At 47.6% G+C, this 22,224-nt stretch carries 12 protein-coding genes; 9 read left to right on the top strand and 3 right to left on the bottom strand.

Going from position 1 to position 22,224, the window contains the following annotated elements; genetic code table 11:
• Positions 1-58: 58 nt before the first annotated feature.
• Together J2Z66_RS00950 and J2Z66_RS00945 are read right to left on the bottom strand one after the other, a co-directional pair.
• The gene (locus J2Z66_RS00950; protein ID WP_209968720.1) at positions 59-1,522 is read right to left on the bottom strand and encodes a glycosyl hydrolase family 28-related protein; all 1,464 of its coding nucleotides are present in this window, start codon (positions 1,520-1,522) and stop codon (positions 59-61) included.
• Positions 1,523-1,782: 260 nt separating this feature from the next.
• Positions 1,783-2,670 (bottom strand): AraC family transcriptional regulator, encoded by an 888-nt coding sequence (locus tag J2Z66_RS00945; protein ID WP_209968716.1) that lies wholly within the window; start codon positions 2,668-2,670, stop codon positions 1,783-1,785.
• A 131-nt stretch (positions 2,671-2,801) separates the two neighbouring features.
• Here J2Z66_RS00945 and J2Z66_RS00940 point away from each other — a divergent pair, with 131 nt between their 5' ends.
• The 5 genes from J2Z66_RS00940 (at position 2,802) to J2Z66_RS00920 (ending at position 16,242) form a co-directional block, all read left to right on the top strand.
• Positions 2,802-3,869, top strand: coding sequence for a Gfo/Idh/MocA family protein (locus J2Z66_RS00940; RefSeq protein WP_209968713.1), 1,068 nt, complete (start codon positions 2,802-2,804; stop codon positions 3,867-3,869).
• 36 nt (positions 3,870-3,905) lie between these two features.
• Positions 3,906-5,519, top strand: a complete 1,614-nt coding sequence (locus J2Z66_RS00935) for an ABC transporter substrate-binding protein (RefSeq protein WP_245375210.1) — start codon at positions 3,906-3,908, stop codon at positions 5,517-5,519.
• A gap of 93 nt (positions 5,520-5,612) precedes the next feature.
• A complete protein-coding gene (locus tag J2Z66_RS00930; protein ID WP_209968708.1) occupies positions 5,613-7,595 on the top strand; it encodes an ABC transporter permease subunit in 1,983 nt (660 codons plus the stop codon).
• Between the two features lie 106 nt (positions 7,596-7,701).
• The gene (locus tag J2Z66_RS00925; RefSeq protein WP_209968705.1) at positions 7,702-8,532 is read left to right on the top strand and encodes a carbohydrate ABC transporter permease; all 831 of its coding nucleotides are present in this window, start codon (positions 7,702-7,704) and stop codon (positions 8,530-8,532) included.
• Positions 8,533-8,919: 387 nt separating this feature from the next.
• Positions 8,920-16,242 (top strand): DUF4838 domain-containing protein, encoded by a 7,323-nt coding sequence (locus J2Z66_RS00920; RefSeq protein WP_209968702.1) that lies wholly within the window; start codon positions 8,920-8,922, stop codon positions 16,240-16,242.
• Between the two features lie 159 nt (positions 16,243-16,401).
• Here the strand turns inward: J2Z66_RS00920 and J2Z66_RS00915 are convergent, their stop codons facing one another.
• Complete coding sequence (locus J2Z66_RS00915) at positions 16,402-17,268, bottom strand: helix-turn-helix transcriptional regulator (protein WP_209968699.1); 867 nt, start codon at positions 17,266-17,268, stop codon at positions 16,402-16,404.
• Positions 17,269-17,452: 184 nt separating this feature from the next.
• Between J2Z66_RS00915 and J2Z66_RS00910 the strand changes: the two genes are divergently transcribed.
• The 4 genes from J2Z66_RS00910 to J2Z66_RS00895 all read left to right on the top strand — a co-directional run bounded on the left by J2Z66_RS00910 (position 17,453) and on the right by J2Z66_RS00895 (position 22,172).
• Positions 17,453-18,238, top strand: coding sequence for an amidohydrolase family protein (locus tag J2Z66_RS00910; protein WP_209968697.1), 786 nt, complete (start codon positions 17,453-17,455; stop codon positions 18,236-18,238).
• On the top strand, positions 18,235-19,005 hold the full coding sequence (locus J2Z66_RS00905) for an amidohydrolase family protein (RefSeq protein ID WP_209968694.1): 771 nt from the start codon (positions 18,235-18,237) through the stop codon (positions 19,003-19,005). The genes J2Z66_RS00910 and J2Z66_RS00905 overlap by 4 nt, the downstream gene beginning before the upstream one ends.
• A 77-nt stretch (positions 19,006-19,082) precedes the next feature.
• Complete coding sequence (locus J2Z66_RS00900; protein WP_209968691.1) at positions 19,083-20,393, top strand: neutral/alkaline non-lysosomal ceramidase N-terminal domain-containing protein; 1,311 nt, start codon at positions 19,083-19,085, stop codon at positions 20,391-20,393.
• A 111-nt stretch (positions 20,394-20,504) separates the two neighbouring features.
• Positions 20,505-22,172 carry an extracellular solute-binding protein gene (locus J2Z66_RS00895; protein WP_209968688.1) on the top strand — a complete coding sequence of 556 codons (1,668 nt, stop codon included), beginning with the start codon at positions 20,505-20,507 and terminating at the stop codon, positions 22,170-22,172.
• Positions 22,173-22,224 lie beyond the last annotated feature (52 nt).

The raw sequence follows: 22,224 nt of genomic DNA, 5'->3' as shown, positions 1-22,224 counted from the left end.
AGATCCTTAACCAAGCAGTTCTGCTGGGAAAGGATCTTTTAGTTATTGTATAAATTTCCTAAACTTGATAACTTATGGATGCTCTCAAATAATTTCCATTTGCCCAAGTGAATGGGATTGTTGGACCAACATTCGTGGAACCCCCAGAAACCGCAATAGTCAAGTAGCTTAATTCAGGATTGGAAACTACTGTGGCCGTTTGAAATCCGGTTGGGCCAGAAAGCAAGGCATGACCTACCTTAGTGAACCCATATTGGTAAGGTGCTTGAGGAAGCGAAAAACGCCAGTCGCCACTTCCAAGCGTAGTCGTGCTGCCTATAATCAGTTCGATGTTGAGTGTGATCGTGTTGCCTGTACGAGACCAATTAGCTGCAAGCTTACCGTTTCCAAGAGAGGGGTTGGTAGAGGATCCTGTCCATGCCGGCGTGTAGTTCCGCTCTTTAATGTCAATGTAATTCCCAATGCCATTATCGGTAATATCGTAGCCGGGAGCGATGTTGCTTGTAAACATACAATTGGCCGAGGTTGTGTCAAATGTTACAGGAGTGGAAAACACACAGCCGGAAATATTGTGTTCGCCGCCCTTGATAATCGTAGGAAGGATAGCACCAATACGAACATTGGAAATAAACGCTTTTGTTGAATTCGGACCAAAAATCATGCCATTGGTATATCCACCATAATACCATGCATCATTGCAGCCGCCAAAATCCACCAGTATGCATCCGCCGCTTTCACATGAAATGATCTTTCGCGGACATGCACCCAATCCTGCCCCTACATCGTCAGGCATCCGGACACCGACCGCATTTATAGAATAAAGTTCAGAGAATGCAATCACTGCTCCGCTGCCTGCGCCAGGGTTCGTAAAGTCCACACACTGCTGATCTATAGTGAAAGCACAATTGAAGATAAACTGGCAGAATGCGGATGTGATAAGTACACCCCGGCCTGTTCTACTTCCGGTATCATCTTTAATACCCAGATTCATTAGTGCTCCATAAGCCTGAAGATCGATTACGTCTCCGTTGAACGCTTTAATAAGAAAGGAGGATTTCCTGCCGTCACCCGTCAGAGTCACAAATGGGGGAATAGTAAGCTTTGAAGTGATTTTCGCCTGTCCGGAAAACTTAACGCTAAGACCTGATGCAGCCGAGGAGGCTGCATTCAAAGCTGCTTGAAAGGCTGCAGTATCATCTGTCCCAGTCGTTCCATTCCAATCGCATTTTGCCCCGAAATCCTTGACATGAATAACGTCACTGTTCTTACTGTGCTGAGTACGTGCAACAGCCCCGGTAAGGGGTTGCAAAACCGCAATAAGGGCATCACCATTGGCCACATTAGTGGGATCGGCCAGATCGCTGCGCAAGCTTACCCCACCCGCTTCCACGGTAGACGCCCCCAAGCTGCCGCTGTTCAAAAAAGCACCTGCGGCTGTCACTACACCTGCAGCTGCAAGTGAAGTTAGCATTTTCCTCCTGCTTAGTACACTTGCGCTTTCGTTATCACTTGGTTTAGACATTTTTATTTTCCTCCTGCTCGGTTTGGGTTTCAAATTACAAACGCTTTCAATAAAAGTATATCAATGAGCAGGATTTGGTGAAATGGTACAAATGTGATATTTGGGGATACTTAGACAACTTTCGCTTGTTCTTGTCCATTTAAGCTGACGAAACCTGAGCCTTAGACGGACTAACCGAAAGCGGTGACGGAAGTTGGGAAACAACAATTGCCCCCTTGAGAAAGATAAATGGGGGGCAATTATAGGTCTGTCGAGCGAGCTCAACGATCTCTCTTTGCCCGCGCACTGATCGAGCAGGTATACTCCGTTAGTGTCATGTGGGTAACTTTTTTGAAATTTCTTGAAAAGTAGTGCACACTGCTGTAGCCTAGCTCTGCAGCGACTTCCGTGAAGTTATGCTTGCCCTCCCGGATAAGCAGCTTTGCCTTTTCAATTTTTAGCATGTTGAAATACTCCATAACGCCCAGCCCCGTCTTAGCTTTAAAGGCTGTTTTAAGCCTTGTCCGGCCAATAACGAACTCACTGCACAGAAGCTCAAGAGACAATACTTGCGATAGATTATTGTTCATATAGGCGATAATTTGTGTGGTAAGCTCCTGATCTTTCGTTTCTTCGACAAAAGATACGGGCCTAGCGTTGCTCGGCCGGGAATCTCCTCTTCGAATCAGTTGAATTAATAAAATTTCCAAATAATTTTTAATTAACTGTTCACTGCCAAATGGGGCTTCCTCGCATCTGCTGGGCTGGCTAATAAAGGGGGAGTCGATCGGCGGATCGAAGGCTTGCATGCCTTCTTTGACCAGATTGGACAATAGCCCCCGCTCGATCTCATTCAGAACAAACACCTTATCCGCAAAGAAATTGATGGAGGGGGATTGGCATTCGAAGGTGATGACGACCAAATTAGGCGCTGTTTCATTGCTTGAATTCGCAATATGAAACTCGTTTGGTTTATAAAATATCATATCTCCCTGGCGCAATTTTTTTCCATTATAAATAATAACCTCGCCTTTATCTACATATACCAATTCCCAGAAGTTGTGTTCCTCTCCATTGACTATAAAATGCTTGGGAAGCTCCATGTAATAAAGAGTAAATATCCCTTGAATCTGCAGATCTTCTTTCAGACGGTATATTTCTAACTCCATACAACCATCGCCCTCCGACCAAAAGTGTAAAATGTACGCCCTAGGGGGTAAAGCCAGCCGTTTCATTAAACCCTATAATATCCATTATACATTCATTTATATAGGATATCGAGAGGGAGCTGGGGTTGGATATGGAGAAAATCCGCATGGGCATCATAGGATGTGGGGGTATGGCGGGTACACATGCTCATGGCTTGCATGATTTAAGTCAACTGTTGCAAATAACAGCTGATTGTGACATCGTGCTTGAGCGGGCACAAGCTGCAGCAAATTCGGCAGGAGCCGGGCTTGCCGTGACTGATTACCGTGATTTGCTGGAAAGTGTGGATGCGGTGCTGATCGCGCTGCCTCATGATCTGCACTTCGAAGTGGGCATGGCTTGTCTGGAAGCTGGCAAGCATGTCTTGATGGAGAAACCGCTTTGCAATACAGAAGAGGAATGCATCCGGATTATTGAAAAGGCAGAGCAGGAAAAGCTGGTATTGATGACAGCCTACCCGGTTCGTTTCTGGCCGATAGTTAAGAAGATGAAGGAGTTAGTGGATACTAAAGCTTATGGCGATGTATTCCAAATGTCCATTTGGACTGAACAGTTCACCTATGCGGCTCCCGATAGCTGGTTGGCATCTGCTGAGCAGTTGGGTGGTGGCCAGTTCTTCAGTCATGGGTGCCATTATGTCGATTTGCTGCTCTGGTTCCTTGGTCAACCTGTCAAAGGCATGCATATGGGGAATCGAATTGGCACACCTTGGTTGGAGAAGGAAGGCACAAGCAATGTTGTGATGGAATTCGAAAGTGGTGTGCTCGGCTATCATTTTGGGACATGGGGGGCACGAGGCTCTCGTTTAGGCTACAGCATCCATATTCATTGCACAGAAGGAATGCTTGAATACGATATCGGAAAAAGAACCTTGTATCTTCATTCTCAGATTAAAGAAGAGAACGCGGATATGAATACAACCTCTCAAATTCAAGTGCTGATGGAAGAACCTGAAGCAGGAAAGATGACGCAATTTGAAATAAAGCATTTTCTGGAATGCATCTTAAATGGCGAGACCCCGTTAACTGACGGGCCTGGCAGCTTGCAGGGGCTCCGTGTCATTTGGCGTATGTATGAGGCAGAACAGACCAGCAGTTTTGCGGATCTCCGTGGACTTGGGTTAGAAGATGATTGGAAGTCTCCTTTGGCAAGTTCTTAAATACACATTCAATATGGGGGTATAACTGTGAAAAAGATGAGTTTTGTACTACTAGTTTTAATGTTTGCGATGAGTACTATTTTGGCTGCGTGCAGCAGCAAGTCACCAGCGGTCTCTGAACCGCCATCTGAAACGGCAAAACAAGGAGAGACTGCGAAGCCGGATGCCACTCCCGGTGCGGAGACAGAGAAAAAGCAGTACAGTGGTGAAATCGTGATCTCACTGGATAACACAAGTGCAGAGGGCTTTGCCTCCCTACAGGAAGCCTATAAGAAGGTTCAGCCAGATGTGAAGCTGGTGTGGGAACCCAAAGGGGGACCAGGTACTGATTATCCCAGCGTATTAGGAACGATGCTGGCAGCGGGCACGCCCCGGCCGGATATTGTCGCTGGAGCCTACATGCCAACGTATGATAAATTTCTGAATTTTGATAAATACCGCTACCAAACCAATCCATATACCGGTAACAAATGGGATGAAGATCTGGACTTTAATTTCTGGGTCGGTAAAAATGCAAAAGGCGAACGCAGCGTGCTCACTACGCAATCCGTCCATATTATGTGGTTCTATAACAAGGATATTTTCAACAAATTAAATCTGGTCCCTCCAACCAATTGGGATGAGATGGTAGAGGTGTCCAAGAAGATTAGCGATGCAGGCATTATCCCCATTGCTTCCAGCTACGGCTACAAAGTACCACTGTGGATGAACGAAATTTATATGGATCAATTTACGCGCGATTGGCATGATCTGGTCAGAGCGCAGCCGGGCGATTACAACTACGACGATGATGTAGACGGTACTTTTGTAGCTGATCCGAATGATCCGTTCATTAATTTGAAGTATAACTTTAATCAGGCACGTTTCTATAAAGGAATCAAAGATGGAACGATTCGTTTTGATACGCCGGAAGTAGCAGAGCTGGTCACGAATATGGCCAAACTCTTTCCTAAATATGCCCAGAAGGATTTTTTCGTCAGCAACGACGACTACCCTTTATTTTTGCAGCAGAAGGCGGCCATGATTATTGATGGTACCTGGAGCCTGCCGACAGTGAAAAAGGATATGGAAAATTTAAACGATCCGAAACGTCTTGAGGAACTACAAATTAAAGATTCAGGTGCGTTGAAGCCATTTGAGTGGGGGACTTTTGAAAATCCACCTATGGTTGGCTCCCTTGTTCAAGGACCTGTACGCAGCGTGGAATCAGCAACAGGGGAATATATCAGTATTGTGGATAAAAACCAGGAGCAAAGCGACATGGTACTGGATTTCGTGATGTTCTGGCTCTCCAAGCCGGGGTACCAAGCATGGGTAGACGGTCAGGTGAAGGCCAATAAGTTTATCCCGGGCGGTCCTATTATGATCAAAGGTGTCGAGGTTCCAGAAGATATCAAGGAGCTGTTTGGTAATGTAAAGATGCTAGGGAATGCAGAAATCGTGCTGAATAACCTTTTGTTAACGAGAGTAGCAGATGTGGATAAAGCAAACTTTAATCTGTACAAGGAAGCGTTGGAAGGGAAAATAACCCCTGAGGATTTTGGCAAAAAGCTGCAGGAATCCTGGACCAAAAATTTCGACGAAATAATTAAACAAGCTGGTTTGACCGCAGATAATATTGAACATCCAGACAGAGCGCCAGGGAAGTAGGCTGGTCTGGTCAAATAGGTCATTTGCTCAAAATGGCCTATTTGATTTCATTGTATAGGAGCCTAGGATTGGAATTATGTGGAGGGGGAAGAAATGTCTAATCTAATGAAGGAACGCAGCTCATCACCCAACAGAAAAGGCAGCCGGAGGTTATGGATCGGAATCATTATTCTTATCCTGCTGGCGAGTTCGGTATATTTGGTGATGGATGCGTCAAAAGGCAGACCCTATGAGGTAGGCGGTTCCTTAAGCGGAGTGAAAATATTCAAGGCCGTAGAGCTGCAGGAGGGCACAACACTTGCGATAACGACTGACAGCAGGCTGCTCTTGCTTGATGGAACTCAAATTCAAATCGAAAAAGAAATAAAGGGTACAATCACAGACATGGCCGTGTCAACGGATCGCTCCCACATTTATGTGGGTACGAATGACCGGAACGTATATGTATTAGATCCTCTACTGCAAGAGATCGGCAGCTTTCCGGTGAATGGTAAAGTGATTGGGCTCGATGCAACGATAGATGGTGGCATTAACGTCGCATATGGAATCGGTCAGTATACGAATAAATTTTGGGTGGGGCAGTTTGATGAAGCGGGAAATGCCATATTCAAAACCAAAGTCGGCATTGATGTGACTACGATTACAACGGGTAAGGATGGCTCTTATTTTGGTACTGTGGATTCGAAGGTGGGGCTATTGTCTCCAGATGGAAAGGAGCTGTGGCGAACCAATTTAATTCAACCGATCACCCGGCTTAGTCTGAACGCCAACCAGGAATTGCTGGCAGCAGATGAGAGAGGGAATGTATCCCTGCTGTCCGCAAAGGGGAAGGTGATTTGGACGCAGTCTCTATCTGCTTATCCTATTACTATGCTGGATGAGGCTAAGCAATCCGGCCATATAATTGTAGGAGATAAGGATGGGAGCTTATTTATTCTTAATACATGGGGAAATGTGCTTTATCAAGCCAATTTCAATAAAGGTGCAATCAGCAGTTTGATCCATAATGATGAGAAGGAACTTATCGTGATAACGGATCAAGGCAGAGATTTGACGATTAATCTCCATCAAGCACTGCAGGCAAACACCCAAAATAAGATCAAAACAGGCTTGATCATCATGGATCTTATCTTAGTACTCACTGCTATTGGGATCAGCATTTCTTCGGTTCCTGCTTGGCGCAAGGCGGCTATTCAATTTGGACGAAGATTAAAGCGCTCAAGGACAGCCTATTTGCTGCTGCTGCCTTCCATCGCGCTTATTATTGTGTTTAATATTACGCCTACACTTATGGCGGTGTTTTATTCGTTTACTAACTTTAGTTTGAAGGAACCTCTTAAAGTGATTGGCTTGGCTAATTTTGTGAAATTAGGGTCGGATTCATTCTTTTGGGTCGGCATGTGGAACATGATCCTGATTATTGTGACATCCATTCTTAAAGAACTCACGATGCCGCTTCTTGCTGCAGAGCTAATCTTCTGGTTAAGAAGCAGCAAGTTAAAATATGTGTTTCGCACGGCTTTTGTAGTGCCCAGTATTGTGCCAGGAGTTGTGGTGGTTTTATTATGGAAAATGATGTATGAGCCCGAAACGGGTTTGATTAATCAGTTTTTAGGGGTACTTGGACTGGGCGCTTTACAGCATGCATGGCTGGGGGATGAAAATCTGGCTATCTGGAGTATTATCGCAGCCGGATTTCCGTTTATCAGCGTTTTCGCTTTTCTGATTTATTTTGGCGGTTTGATTGGGATCAGCAGAGATATTTATGATTCGTCTGCTATCGATGGCATCAATGCCTGGGGACGTTTTTGGAAAATTGATGTGCCACTCATTCGTCCGCAAATTAGGCTTATTTTATTTTTTACCTTCATTGGCAGCATACAAGGCTTTGCTAATATTTTCATATTTACACGGGGCGGACCTGGGACAGCGACTTATGTGCCTGGCCTGCAAATGTACAATCAAATTTCGAGCGCCAACTTCGGCTACGCTTCGGCCATCGGTGTCGTACTGGCCATTCTGGTTCTGGCTGGCAGTATACTCAATGTTCGATTCTCGAAACAGGAAAGGGAGTGATTGGATGAGTTGGAGTTCCGGCAGTAGTTGGGGTGAGCGTTCTGGTAAAAGCTCTGATAAAAACTCGGATAAAAATGTTGACCGTAAAAGGGGCAGGAAGCTTTACATGAAATCAGCAGTAAGCTATGGCACGCTTGTTGTGCTGTTATTGCTTTCATTTATTCCTATTTTCATGATGATCTCGATGTCCCTGCGTGACAGCTTGATGATCTATGGGGATTTTTGGAGCTTGCCTTGGCCGCCTAAATGGGAAAACTATTCTTTCGCATTAATTGATCTGACCGTACCGATTTTGCGCACGATCTATCTATGTGTAATCTCTATTGTGGGCATCATGATTTTCGCCACACTCAGCGGGTATGCTTTTGCCCGACTTACCTTTGTTGGCAGAAATATGTTGTTTTTCATCGTCGTTCTGATGATGACGGTTCCAGGAGTGCTGCTGCTGACACCTAACTTTATTTTGGCAGATTTCCTGCATTTGAAAAATAGCCTGGAAGGGTTAGCCGTGTTTTATATCGGGGGTGGGCAATTGTTTGCCATTTTCCTGTTAAGCACCTTTTTTCAGTCCCAGCCGGAGGAAATGTTTGAAGCTGCCAGGATGGAAGGGGCATCCGAGTTTCGCTGTGTATGGGCAATTGCCATCCCGCTAGCCCGCCCCATTCTGATTACGATCGGGATTATGAATTTCCTTTCGATCTATAACGATTTGATCTGGCCTATTCTGCTAATCAGCACGCCAAATCTGCAGACGATCTCCATGGCACTTGCGAATTATGCCCCGAATGCGGGGAACGCCGTGGGGCAAATGTCCCGTCCGGATCTTGGCATTATTACATCGGGGTATGCTTTTGCTTCGATACCGTTATTGTTTTTATTTACTTTTGGCATGAGATATTTTATTGAAGGGTTAACTTCAGGTTCGGTCAAGGCGTAAGCAATAAATGCAAATAAATCGGCTGACGTTGCAAAGCTTTAAACAAGCATTATCCCTATAATGAAAAGGTAGAGCAACGAAGAAACTAGATACCGCCATATAAAAACTGCAAAAGCACTTCATTTTCCAACTATGTGACTGAGTGCTACCAACCCCTGTAAATACCTTCAGGATTTAGAGAATTACGCGTTTTACGCAAGTGTGGGCTGTGCCTAGGTGCGCAGCTAAACACATTTAACCTACTGTCACTTTCCAAAAATTGTATGCGCTCTCAGGAGAGGTGTAGATTATGAAAGGAGTTGATAAAAAATGTAGGAAGAAAAATAACGTGATTTTCCTGTACGTCTAAAGGATTAGGATCGAAAAATAAAAATAAGGAGGCGTCCCATGGTTTCGAAAAAAAATAGCAAGAACATGTTTAAGCTATTTTTAATGTTTTGTCTAATTTTTTCTTCTTATGGTTCAGCAATCGCCACGGTATTTGGTGCAGAGGCTGGTCCGAATGCTGGTCCTTATGCTGCACTGGATACACCCTCCGCAGCTCAGACACGTTTTTCTGATTTGGAGGGCCACTGGGCTGCACCCATATTGACAGCCTGGACGAATTCGGGTTTTACCCAGGGTTATCAAGATGGTACATTTAAGCCGAATCAAACGGTGACCCGGGGTGAAGCGGCTGCTTTGGTTAACCGCTCCTTTGGATTTAGCGAACAGACACAGATTGATTTCTCTGATCTAACGGCTGCCGATTGGGCATATAATGATATTTCCAAAGCAGTAAAAGCTGGGTACTTGGAAGGGTATGCTGACGGCACAATCGGCTTCAAGAAAGCGATCAGCAGACAAGAAGCCGCTGTAATTCTGGCTCGTTTACTGCAATTGGACATCCAGGCAGTGAGCGATGCTGCGAATGTTTTTACAGATACGAAGCAGATGGCGTTGTGGAGCAAGGGAGCTATAGCAGCTGTTGCAGCCGCCCACCTCATGGAAGGTTATGAGGACGGAAGCTTCAAGCCGGAAGTCCTGATCACGCGTGCGGAGGTTATAGCGACCTTGGATCGCGCACTAAAGTCAAGAAAAACACAAGAATATGATAAAGCGGGCACCTACGGACCTGCTGCTGCCGACGTTGTTCAGACAATTAGCGGTAATGTTGCTATCCTGACTTCCGGTGTGACGCTGCAGAATATGAAGATTGCAGGAGATTTAATGTTAGCCGAAGGCATTAAAGAGGGAGAAGTTTTCCTTCGGAATGTAACCGTTCTCGGCAAGACAACCGTAAAGGGCGGGGGAGTTAACAGCATTCACGTTGACAACAGCGTGCTGGCTACCGTTACCGTGAATAAAGCAGCGGGCACTGTACGCATTGTTGCTGAGGGAACGACAACGATAGCTGAGGTGGTTATCAAATCTTCGGTTATTTTAGAGCAACCCGGCTTGAAAAGCACTGCTGCGTTCAGCTTGATTAAGCTTACAGATGCGCTTCCAGCAGGCTCAAAGGTCAAATTGATTGGCCATTTCGGCAAGGTAGAAGCTGCGTCAAAAGGGATTAGTATCGAATTCCCGGAAGGCATAATCGATCAATTCTCGGCTGGTGAATTAGCGGTGGATACAAGCATTCAAATCGGGAAAGAAGCCAAGATTATTTCCATGGTTTTGGATGCCATACTTAAGATAATGGGGCAGGGAGTTATCGAAAAGGCGACCTTGAGCGCGAAAGCGAAGGGGACTTCGTTCGAGACGCAACCTTTGAAATTGGAGGGCGCTGGCGCCCCTGTTGGAAATCGTGCAGGGTATGTAGGCAGTGGAGGCACAGAAGGCAGCGGAGGGAACGAAACGGAAGCGCCCGCACAAATTTCTTCGGTATCTGCAGTTAACGGGACTGTAAGCGTTACACTCAATAAGGTTCCGGATATCGCGCCAACGATCGGTGATTTTACCGTGCAGGAAGTTATCAACCTTACCGCTTCCAAATCGGTTAAACCGATTGTTGTTGAGTGGGATGCAAGCTCGATAACAGCTTCATTAACGATTCCGGCTGTCTCGACAAAGGCGTTCGAACAGTCCGTTGTTTATCAGGTAAGCTATAAAGGGGCCCAGGCTGTGGATTCCCTGGCTTTTACTGTAGAAGATGGCATTGTGATTGTCGAGAATGGGGAAGCAAGAGCCGTGATCGTCATTCCGACAGATGCCAGCCAGCAAATTGTTGGAGCGGCCAATGCGCTGAATGAATATGTGAAGAAATCCACAGGAGCGAATATAGTGACGAAAACCGTTGCGGAGATACCGGGCATGACACCATCGGTTACCGATGCTGTGTATATTTATCTCGGTGTTAGCCAGACAACGGATGAAGCAGCCCATAATGCACTGCTGCAGGGGCTTGATGGCGATGGCTTTATCATCGATCCGCAAGAGGAAGTCATTACGATCAAAGGGCCTACACCTTGGGGCACGGAATTTGGTGTGTATGAGTTTCTGGAGCGTTATGTCGGCATACGCTGGCTGATGCCAGGACCCGATGGCGAGGATGTGCCGCAGCAGCAAACCCTTGCCATTTCCCGGGATATCGTTCGTAACAACCCGGCAGCGACATCCCGATTATTTTTTGGCACGGAAATTCAAAGCTCTTATGTCAAGTGGGCTAGGTACAACCGGCTGCATGATAAAATTCGTTTTCATCACAATATGCCCTACCTGTTTGATCCGGTAGTGTTTGCCGATCGTCCTGATTTCTATCCGGGCGGGGTTATTCCTACACATCCTTACGCTTGGCAGCCTTGCTTCTCCAATCCGGATACGGTTACGGCTGCGATTAACAGAATCAATGATTATTTTACTGCGAACCCGAATGAAGTATCGTTCTCGCTCGGGATTAATGATAGTGAAAATTATTGTGAGAGCGATCCGAATCATCCGAATCACCCTGGAGAGTTGAACTCTGTAGGCAAGCAGAATATGTCCGATATTTATTATAATTGGGTGAATCAGGTGGTGGCAGGCGTACTGCAGGTGCATCCCGATAAATATTTTGGACTGTTGGCTTACTTAAATGTGTATGATCCGCCGACGTTCAGCCTGAATGCTCATGTCATTCCTTATGTGACATACGACCGGATGACTTGGCTCGATCCTACAGTTGGAAGTGCAGGTAAAAACCATATGGATAGCTGGCAGCAGAAGGCGACGAATATGGGCTGGTATGAATATTTGTTCGGCTGGCCGTATACACTTCCGCGGGTATACCCGCACGAGATGGCGGCTAATTACGCTTATGCCAAGGATAACGCGGTTATCGCACATGTAGCAGAGCTGGCTCCGCACTTCGGTGAAGGACCGAAAAACTGGCTGTCCACGAAGCTGCAGTGGGATCCGGATCAGAATGTCGATGTACTCTTGAATGACTGGTACGTGCGGGCGGTCGGTGAAGAAGCGGCACCGTATTTGCAGCAGTATTATGAGCATTGGGAAACGTTCTGGACGACACGCGTATTCACAACGAATTGGTATAAACAGTGGGCTGGTTCCGTGGATATGCCCCCTTATCTGCCTTTCTACGATTCTTCCTTCTTAACTGAGATTACCGCACAGGAAATGGAGGATAGCCGGGACCTGATGGAGCAGGTGGTGGCCAAAGCGCAGACGGACAAACAAAAGGCTCGGGCTGAGGTGCTGATGCGCGCCTTCGAGTACTACGAAGCCTCGGCGCTTAGCTATCCACGGGAGAATGGGGTGACGCCTCCGGCCAATACGACTCAGGCGCTTGCGCTGCTTGAAGAAAGCGTCGAAAGTATGGAGCTCGCGCAGCGGCGAGATGAGCTGCTGGAGCAGTTTAGATCTGATCCTGTATTGATGCCTCCGACGAATGGCTATAACGGTACAACTTGGTCGGGGATGAGCAACAGCATGTTCACTGCGTTAATAGATTGGGTGAAACAGGAAGCGGTTGGTGGAGCTGTCAGGCAGCGGCTAGCCCAGCTCGAAGCTACCAGCTTGATGCCGATCGTTCGCGACAACGCACGTTTGCTGTTGGCTATTGCGGGGGATGAACCGAATCTATTTCCCAATGGTTCGTTTGAAACCGGGGGGGCAGCAGATGCCCTTGCAGCTCCGCCATGGTGGTATTGGGGAATCGATCAACCCGGTGAAACGGTACAGCGCACGAATTCACTTGCCCATACAGGGGACTACAGTATCTTGACGACAGGACTATCACCCGGTGGTGTGGCCCTCGATGATATTGAGCTTCCGCTCGGCAAATATGCGGCTATTTATTATTACTACATGCCGGCCGAGGCAGAAACAACGGGCATGGTTTCCTTGTTTCACAACGTGCAGGGTGAACAGGGCGGCGTCATTGCCAACCTTGATGGAGCTCTGCATTCGCCGGAAGCAACCAAAGGACGCTGGGTAGCCTCCAGTTATATATTTGAGGTAACTGAACTGGTGAACGGGAAAATAGTCGGCAACCATCAGATGGGCATTAAGCAGATGGGATTTGCAGCGGGCGAGCAATTGTATATCGACGATCTGGCTTTGTATCGATTAAGCGGCCCGCCTGAGATTGCTTCGGTGCAAGCGGAGAATGGCAAGGTGCTGGCCGTGTTTGATCCAGCGTTATCGCAGACTCCACTCATCAGCGACTTTAATGTCCAATGGAAGATCAACGGCGGTGCAGCGGTATCCGTTACGCCATCTGCTTTGTCATGGGATGCAGCAACGAAAACCGTATCATTAACGATTCCCTTTGTTCCCTCAGGGGGAAGTGACAAGTCTGTCGTCATGAGTGCCGCCTACAAAGGCCAAACTGCTGTAGCTGCAGCACCATTCATCGTGACCGCAGGCAGCCAAATGAATCTGCTGCATAATCCGTCCTTCGAATCCGGCTCTGCCAATCATTTGGAGGAGGTGCCCTCATGGGCGTATTTCACCAATGCGTTTGGTACGACAAGCCGCACGAAGGAACAAGCCCGCACAGGTGCATACAGCCTGATTGCTACCGGCATAGCACCGGCAGGGGGAGTCATTCAGCAGGCTCTTGTGGAGCCTGGTGTGTATGAAGCCGAGCTTTACTTCTATACGCCGGAGGATTCCATAACAGAAGGAACGATCAATTGGTGGCATGATTTGAAGGATGACAACAATCAAATCGTCGGCAGGGTAATCACTGGGCAGACTTCCGCCATATCCGGCAAGGGAAACTGGACAGCACTGCGAACGACCTTCGAGATTACGGAAGCATCAAATGTGAGTCGTGTGGATTTTGGTTTTTATTTGTGGAACTTCAAGTCGGGTGAAAAGATGTATATAGATGATGTTTCCCTGCGTAAATTGAGCAGTCCCACAAAGATGGTTTCAGCACAAGCAGGCAATGGCAGCGTGCAGGCGGTTTTCAGTCCGGGGCCAGCGAGTCTTGCTCTTGAAGATTTTACCGTTCAGTGGACGATCAATGGCAGCGCTGCCGTGTCCGTAACGCCAACTGCCCTGTCATGGGATGCAGCCACTCAAACCGTAACTCTAACTACTCCTTATGTACCAGCAGGGGCGAGTGATAAGTCTGTGGTCGTTAGTGTAGCTTACAAGAGTGCGGCACCTGTCGAAGCTGCTCCGTTTGTAGTTCCAGCTGGCAGCAGTGACTTAAATGCACTTCATAACCCGTCCTTCGAAATCGGGGATGCGGGTAATATGAGTGATGTGCCGTCGTGGGTGTTTTTCACCAATGAACTTGGCACGAAAAGCCGGACAAAAGAACAAGCTCGCACAGGCGAATACAGTCTGGTGACAACCGGCATATCGCCTTCAGGCGGAGTGATCCAGAACGCATTGGTGGAGCCTGGCACCTATGAAGCTGAGCTGTACTTCTACACACCAGTGGATTCAGAGACGCTAGGAAAGCTGAACTGGTGGATCGATCTGAATGATTCTAGCAACCAACTTGTGAGTAGGGTGATTACGCCTCAAATTGCTGCCTCTACAGGTAAAGGAAGCTGGACAGCGATGCGGACGACCTTCGAAGTCACGGAAGCGTCGGATGTGAGCCAAGTTAATTTTGCTTTCTATATCTGGAATTTCAGTACGGGAGAAAAGCTGTACATCGATGATGTTTCCTTGCGCAAATTGAGCGGTCCTGAGCAGATCACCTCAGCACAAGCCAGCAATGGTAGCCTGCAAGCGGTTTTCGATTCTGCACCAGCGCAAAGCCCAGTGCTTTCAGACTTTATGGTGCAATGGAAGGTTGATGGGGGAGCAGCGGAAGTGGTAACGCCAACGTCCATGACATGGGATGCGGTTTCCCTCAAGGCATCGTTAGTGCTGCCGAACGTTCCAGCGGGGGAAAGTGACAAGAGCGTGGTTGTCAGTGTCTCATACAAAGGTAAGGCTGCAGTCGAAGCTGCTCCGTTTGTAGTGCATGCGGCTAGCACGATCTTGAATCTGCTAGATAACCCGTCCTTCGAAATCGGGGATGCGGGTGATCTGAGTGATTTGCCATCATGGGTGTTTTTCACCAATGAAGTAGGCACGAGAAGCAGGACAAAAGAACAAGCCCGCACAGGCGAATACAGCCTGGTGACAACCGGCATCTCACCTTCAGGTGGAGTGATCCAGAGTGCTTTGGTGGAGCCTGGCACCTATGAAGCTGAGCTGTACTTCTACACGCCAGTGGATTCAGAGACGCTAGGAAAGCTGAACTGGTGGATCGATCTGAATGATTCTAGCAACCAGCTTGTGAGCAGGGTGATTACGCCGCAGATAGCTGCTGTTACAGGAAAAGGAAGCTGGACGGCGATGCGGACGACCTTCGAGGTAACGGAAGCGTCGGATGTGAGCCAAGTTAATTTTGCTTTCTATATCTGGAATTTCAGTACGGGAGAAAAGCTGTACATCGATGATGTTTCCTTGCGCAAATTGAGCGGTCCTGAGCAGATCACCTCAGCACAAGCCAGCAATGGTAGCCTGCAAGCGGTTTTCGATTCTGCACCAGCGCAAAGCCCAGTGCTTTCAGACTTTATGGTGCAATGGAAGGTTGATGGGGGAGCAGCGGAAGTGGTAACGCCAACGTCCATGACATGGGATGCGGTTTCCCTCAAGGCATCGTTAGTGCTGCCGAACGTTCCAGCGGGGGAAAGTGACAAGAGCGTGGTTGTCAGTGTGTCGTACAAGGGTAAGGCTGCAGTCGAAGCAGCTCCGTTTATAGTGCCTGCGGTTAGCACCGTCTTGAACCTGCTAGATAACCCCTCCTTCGAAATCGGGGATGCGGGTAATCTGAGTGATTTGCCGTCATGGGTGTTTTTCACCAATGAACTAGGCACGAAAAGCCGTACAACAGAACAAGCCCGCACGGGCGAATACAGTCTTGTGACAACCGGCATCTCGCCTTCAGGCGGAGTGATCCAGAACGCTTTGGTAGAGCCTGGTGTGTATGAAGCTGAGCTGTACTTCTACACGCCAGTGGATTCAGAGACGCTAGGAAAGCTGAACTGGTGGATCGATCTGAATGATTCTAGCAACCAGCTTGTGAGCAGGGTGATTACGCCGCAGATAGCTGCTGTTACAGGAAAAGGAAGCTGGACGGCGATGCGGACGACCTTCGAGGTAACGGAAGCGTCGGATGTGAGCCAAATTAACTTTGCTTTTTATATCTGGGGTTTCGGTACCGGAGAAAAACTGTACATCGATGATGTTTCCTTGCGAAAATTAAGCGAGTTTTAAAAAGTTTTTTAAACAGTCGGATAGGCGTGCTGACTGGCCTCGATACGATTCAAATAAGCTTCATTAAAAGAGGACCTAGCCATATTGGCTAGGTCCTTTTTTGAAAAAAACAAAATTTGTATAATATGTAAGATTAAGAAGGTTATTTATTATCCGATCTCAGTGCTGAGTATTACGATATTCGCTAGGCGTGACCTTTTTCAGGTTTTGGAATACACGTGAGAAGGTACGGACGGATTCAAATCCGGATTCAGCGGCTATGTCGATAATCGACATGTGGGTGGATGTCAGCAGATTAACTGCAGACTCAATGCGCAGTTGATGAAGATAACTGAGAAAGCTTGTTCCCATATATTGTTTGAAAAGTCGGCTAACATATGAAACGCTTACATCGAAATGCTCAGACAAACTTTCCAGAGAAACCTTGTCAGTGTAATGAATATGCAGATAATGCAAAATGGGCCAGATAGGCTGCTTTATTGCAGGCTCCTGTAAAGTTTCGGCAGATTGCACATTGCTGACAGCACGTATGAATCTCAAGAGTGCTTCAAGTACCATGGCGCAGATAATGCTGTTGCGGCCTGGGCTGGGCAGTGTCGGGTTGCTTTCCAACAGAAGCTTGTGGAATATATCGCTCATCCATTTGGTTTCTTCTGAAGAAAGCTCAACAAAGGAAGGGAACTGTGAGCCGATTTTGTAAAGCAGGCTGCACCATTCGGAATCGTAGGAGGTGTTCAGCAGGATGTTAATATCGAACGTGCAGCAGTATTTCAGTATTGGATGTCCGGCATCGCACTGAATACCATGCAAATGATTTGGCAGCATAAAGGAGGCAACGCCTGGGCTGAGCCGGTGTGCTTTTCCATTCACGATTTCTGTACCGCTTCCTTCAATCACCAATGAGAGCTCCACATGTTCATGAAAATGCAGGGGAGTTGAAATGATTTCATACATCCCACAATATAATGGCAGAGGCCCCTGTTTCGGATTATCAGACAAATCCATGTGCTCTGGGATGTTAGTCATTTAATAAACCTCCAGTAAAATAATGGCCGATAAAATCCCATATTTGACGCGCTTCACATATACTTCCATTATATCATATAGGAAATGAGGAGGAAATGCTCCCCATTCGAAAAGCAATAAGCTTGAGGGGGTTAAAAGAAGAGCAAAAATAATAATAATAATTTATGGGGGAGTGTGTATACAGGTGAACAAGTTGATCATCGACAGTCATCTGCACGTATTTTTCTCGCAGTCACAGCCGTGGCGTCCGCAAGTGGAGGAGACGCTGCACCATATGGAAATGGCAGGAATCAAGCAAACGTGTCTTTTGCCAAATCCGCAATGGACGGGGACTTATTTTCCAAGTAAGGATGAGATGCTTTTTCAGGCGGAAGCGCTTTCAGAAATCACGAATGCCTTTCCCGGCCGCTTTCTTCCGTTGTTGTTCATTTGTCCGCTGCTGCCATACGACTTTACGCTTGATTTGATGGAACAATACATACTGAAGGGGCCGCTTATTGGGGCGAAATTTCACGTCTCTCTGTATGCGGATGATGACAGGTATGAACCCATCTACAACTATTTGGAGCGGCATGATCTCCCGCTGCTGTTCCACGCTTGGTATAAAACGGTCGAGAACTACGCTTACGAATCGACCCCTTCCCAAATCGCGGAGGTGGCGAGGAGGCATCCGGACTTGCGAATTTTGATGGCTCACCTTACAGGGAGTAAGCTGCGCGGAATTATGGATATCAAAAAATATCCGAATGTATGTATCGACACCTCGGGTTCGCAGCCGGAGGAAGGGTATTTACAGCGGGCGCTTGAGGAGCTTGGGCCGGATCGAGTGCTGTATGGTTCCGATTACCCGATACGTGCATTCTCCACGCAGCTGGCACGAATCGAGTCGGTTGATATGAGCGAGGAAGTGCGGGAAAAAGTATTGCAGTGCAATGCGCAGCGATTTTTCCACAAGGGGGCGGCACAATGAGAAAAGTCTCCTCGCTGATTGATATGTCCGTATGGACGGGACAGTGGCCGTTTACCAAGCAGCGGTTCACTCAGTTGGTAGAGCTTCGGGAGCGGCTGGAATCACTTCAGGTGGCAAAGGCTTTCGTAGCACCAACGGAAGCTATTCTGGAACAGGACCCGTCAAGGGCGAACAAGGAGCTGCTTGCAGGTGTCAAGGACGACTTTTTCTCTCCTGTGCCGATTGTAGACTTGTCCTATGCGAATTGGGATGAGAATGTGGCAAGGGCTGCTGACGACGCACGGGTGCAAATAGTGAAGCTGCTGCCGAACTACCACATGTATGAGGTGCATGAAAAAAGGTTCGAGCCGCTTGTAAAGCTGACCGGTCAGCATAGGCTGATCATCTCGATCCAAATGCGCGTCGAAGATATGCGCGGTCAGCACCCGCTTATGCTGGTGAAGGATATCGACATTGTACAAGTAGTTAAGATGATGGCTTATTTCCCGGAACAGCGCTTTATTGTTAGCAACCTGTACATACACGAGGTGCCGGAGGCGCTGTTGTCACTCGACAACGTCTGGATTGATATATCCAGCCTGGAGGAGCCCGATACCGTCAAGCAGCTGAAGCAAAACAAGAAGTTCGATAAAGTGCTGTTTGCTACGCATAGCCCGTTCTATATCCCTGAAGCCTCCTTCAGTAAGCTGAAAGTAACGGATGCGACTCAGGAAGACGTCGATGCAATTGCATTTGGGAACGCAGCCAAACTACTGAATTGGCGATAGGCACTGGGTGAGTGAGTCAACGCGAAAGACACCAAATCCACGCTGAAAGACACCAGAAGGGAAGCGGGTGGAAAATAGTGAAGGTGAACAACGCTCTTGATATCGGCACCGCCAAAATGGACATCACTCCTGACGAACCGCTTCATCTGATCATGACGAGCGATTCTCCGCGAACGAGTAAAGGAGTCAAGCATCGCCTCCATGCCCGTGTACTTATAATACGCGTGGAAGAAAAGGATGGAAGGCAGCACAACTCGATATTCATCTCTGTTGATATCATTTTTTTTCCCCAGTCATGTGTCGACAGCCTGCGCTCGCAAATTGCCAAGCGATGGGGGATTGACATGGAGGCGATCGTGCTGCATGCGACCCATACGCATTCAGCGCCGTATCCGGTATACGGATTCGATGCATCGGCCATAGACAGCTCGTATGATGCTGAATTTGATGGTTACATGGGCTTTGTCGAGAAGGCGATCATCGAAGGAATCGGACAGGCGATGACCGATATGCAGCCCGTGCTGGCAGAGCGGGGGAGCGGTACGTGCACATTCGCTTCGAACCGGCGCAAGCTTGTGGACGGACAGTGGCTGATGGCGCCGGATGAGAACGGGCCGATTGACCCGGAAGTTACGGTCATTCGGTTTCAAAAGCCTGACGGCGAGGTTAAGGCACTACTTGTCCACTACACATGCCACCCGACTACGACGTATGAAGATTATTATTCATCCGATTATCCCGGAGCGGCGATGGATGCTATCGAGCAGCAGCATGATGGTGACGTTGTATCTTTGTTTATGCAAGGCTGCTGCGGGGATGTTCGCCCTGGCCTCATCCGGGATGGTCTTTATTGCGAAGGAAGTGATGCAGAGGTTCGGAAATTGGCCAGTGAGCTAACGCAAGAGGTGATGGCGGTTGTCCGTCGTCCGATGAGGCGGCTCGAATCTGCTTCGTTTCTGGCCTGTCATCGAGTGATAGAGCTGCCCTACCGGTACATGCCAACTTTGGAAGAGCTTAAGGCAAGCGTGAATGATCCAGGCATGATGGGAAGCTGGAGCCGTTCTTTACTCGCTAATCCACAAAGCATGAAGCCCTTGGAAACATTAGAAATAACCTATATCCGTCTGTTTGATAAATTGGCGATCGTGGCAATGAATGCGGAGATGGTTATCGAATATGGTCATTTTATGAAGGAAATATCAGCAGGGGCCATCATTCCGCTCGGCTACAGCAATGGAAATATAGGCTATGTCCCGACTGAAAGGCAGCTGGAGGAAGGTGGCTATGAGGGTCGCAGTTTCTTTTTTATTCAAGGCAGACCGTCGCCCTTTGACCCCGTCATTGAACGGTTGGTGAAGGAGGCAATCGTTGATTTGATTACAGGATAGGATAATGACGATAAGTGAAAATCTGTGTTTGAATGCATTTGTTATTATTTTTTATAAATTTTAGTTATTATCTTGGTTGTTATTTCTAAAATATTGAAAGGATGTTGTTAAATGACAGGAATAAAAACAAATCTGTTCCGTTCCATGCTGTTAGCTATCACATTGCTTATGGGAGTCATAATTTCGGCCTGCTCAAGTGGCGGGGAGTCTGGCGATTCTGAGAAAAATACGGGAACTGTTGCTCCGGAGGCAACAAGCACATCTAGCAGCTCCGCAAAAGTAGAGGAACCGCGCATCAAGTTGAAAATGTTTATGGGTGATTCCGGCGTTCCGCATCCGGATGGCGTGGATCCAAGCGATAACCCGTTTATCAATATCGTTAAAGATTATGCGAACGTTGACCTCGACATGGAAGTGCCCAGTTATCAGGATTTCCAAACGAAGTTCAACCTGCTGCTCTCCTCTGGTCAGCTGCCTGACATTGTGCATAGCTGGTTCATTGACGAGACGGACCAACGTGCCAGAGAAGGCGCTTTTATCGACTTGAAGAAATATTACGATAATTCACCGCAGCTGCAGAAATACGTGACTCCTGAGATGATGGAGCTGGCGAAAGACAAGGTGTCAGGAAATTACTGGCGTATCCCGATGGCAGCGCAAAACACCCCGCAGGGTACCGGTATTGCCGTCCGTTATGATCTTGTTATGAAATACAATAACAACAAATGGCCAGAGACGATTGATGAATGGGTCAATATGATGCGTACGATGAAAAAAGCCGAGCCCGACTCGATTATTTTGTCCAACCGTGTCAGCGGTGACTACACATTCTCTTATGGCGGGACACCGATTTTTAACATGTTCGGCGCAGCTCCCTATACGTACCGTGTAAATGGCGGCAAAGCAGTCAGTACATTTACATTGCCGGAATACCGTGCAGCAGTCGAGCTGTATAAGCAGCTTTATGACGAAGGAATTGTGGATAAGGAGTTTGCCGTCAATGATAATGCTAAATATTACGAAAAGGTAAAAAATAAAAACGTGCTCTGGGAGTACAACTCGGCGGATCAATATGTTCCAGGCGGCGTACCGAAGAAGCCGGAAGATAAGACGAAGGAATGGCTTTGGGCGCCACCACTGAAAACATATCCGTCCGTATTAAAAGATGTGAAATATACGCTGCCATACCGCTGGATGCCAATCGCAGGCCATGGAGTCTACATTTCTGCTAAATCAAAAGATCCCGACCGGGCCTGGAAAGTGATCGAAGGATTTGCTTCCGACGAGCTTCATGAGGCGGTTTTCTGGGGGAAAGAAGGCGAGACGTATACGGTGAACGATGGCAAAAGAGTTCCGATCGTTGAGAAGCTTGCTGATAAAAGCCGTACTTGGGCGCTGCATCTTGGTATCGTCTTCGGGTTCGCAGATGGTAAAGAAGTGACGCAGGCACAAGCAGAAATGGTGCAGGACCCGGCCGAGCTGAAACGGATGTACGACGCGATGAAGATGCTGAATGATCAGGCGATGGAGACCGGACTTGGGTTAGACAACTTCGTTGTTCTATCTGACGAAGTGGCAAAAAAACGCCCTGAAGAGGCGAAGTTCATTTCCAAAGCTACAGTTGAAGCGATCATGGGCAAAATTACGATGCAGGAGTTCGATCAGCGGGTGCAGGAGTTTGAGAAGAAATTCGGATTTATTTATGAGGAATATACGAAATATTTGACCGAGCATAAGGAAGAATTACTGAAGGCTGGCGTGAAGGAAGCTGGCTGGTAGGATGAATCTGGAAGGTATCCGAAGTTAGAAGGTAAAAGGTAGAAGGTAGAAG

This window comes from Paenibacillus eucommiae (assembly GCF_017874215.1).
Lineage (GTDB): Bacteria > Bacillota > Bacilli > Paenibacillales > NBRC-103111 > Paenibacillus_AI > Paenibacillus_AI eucommiae.
This window is presented reverse-complemented; position numbering and strand designations above follow the sequence as displayed.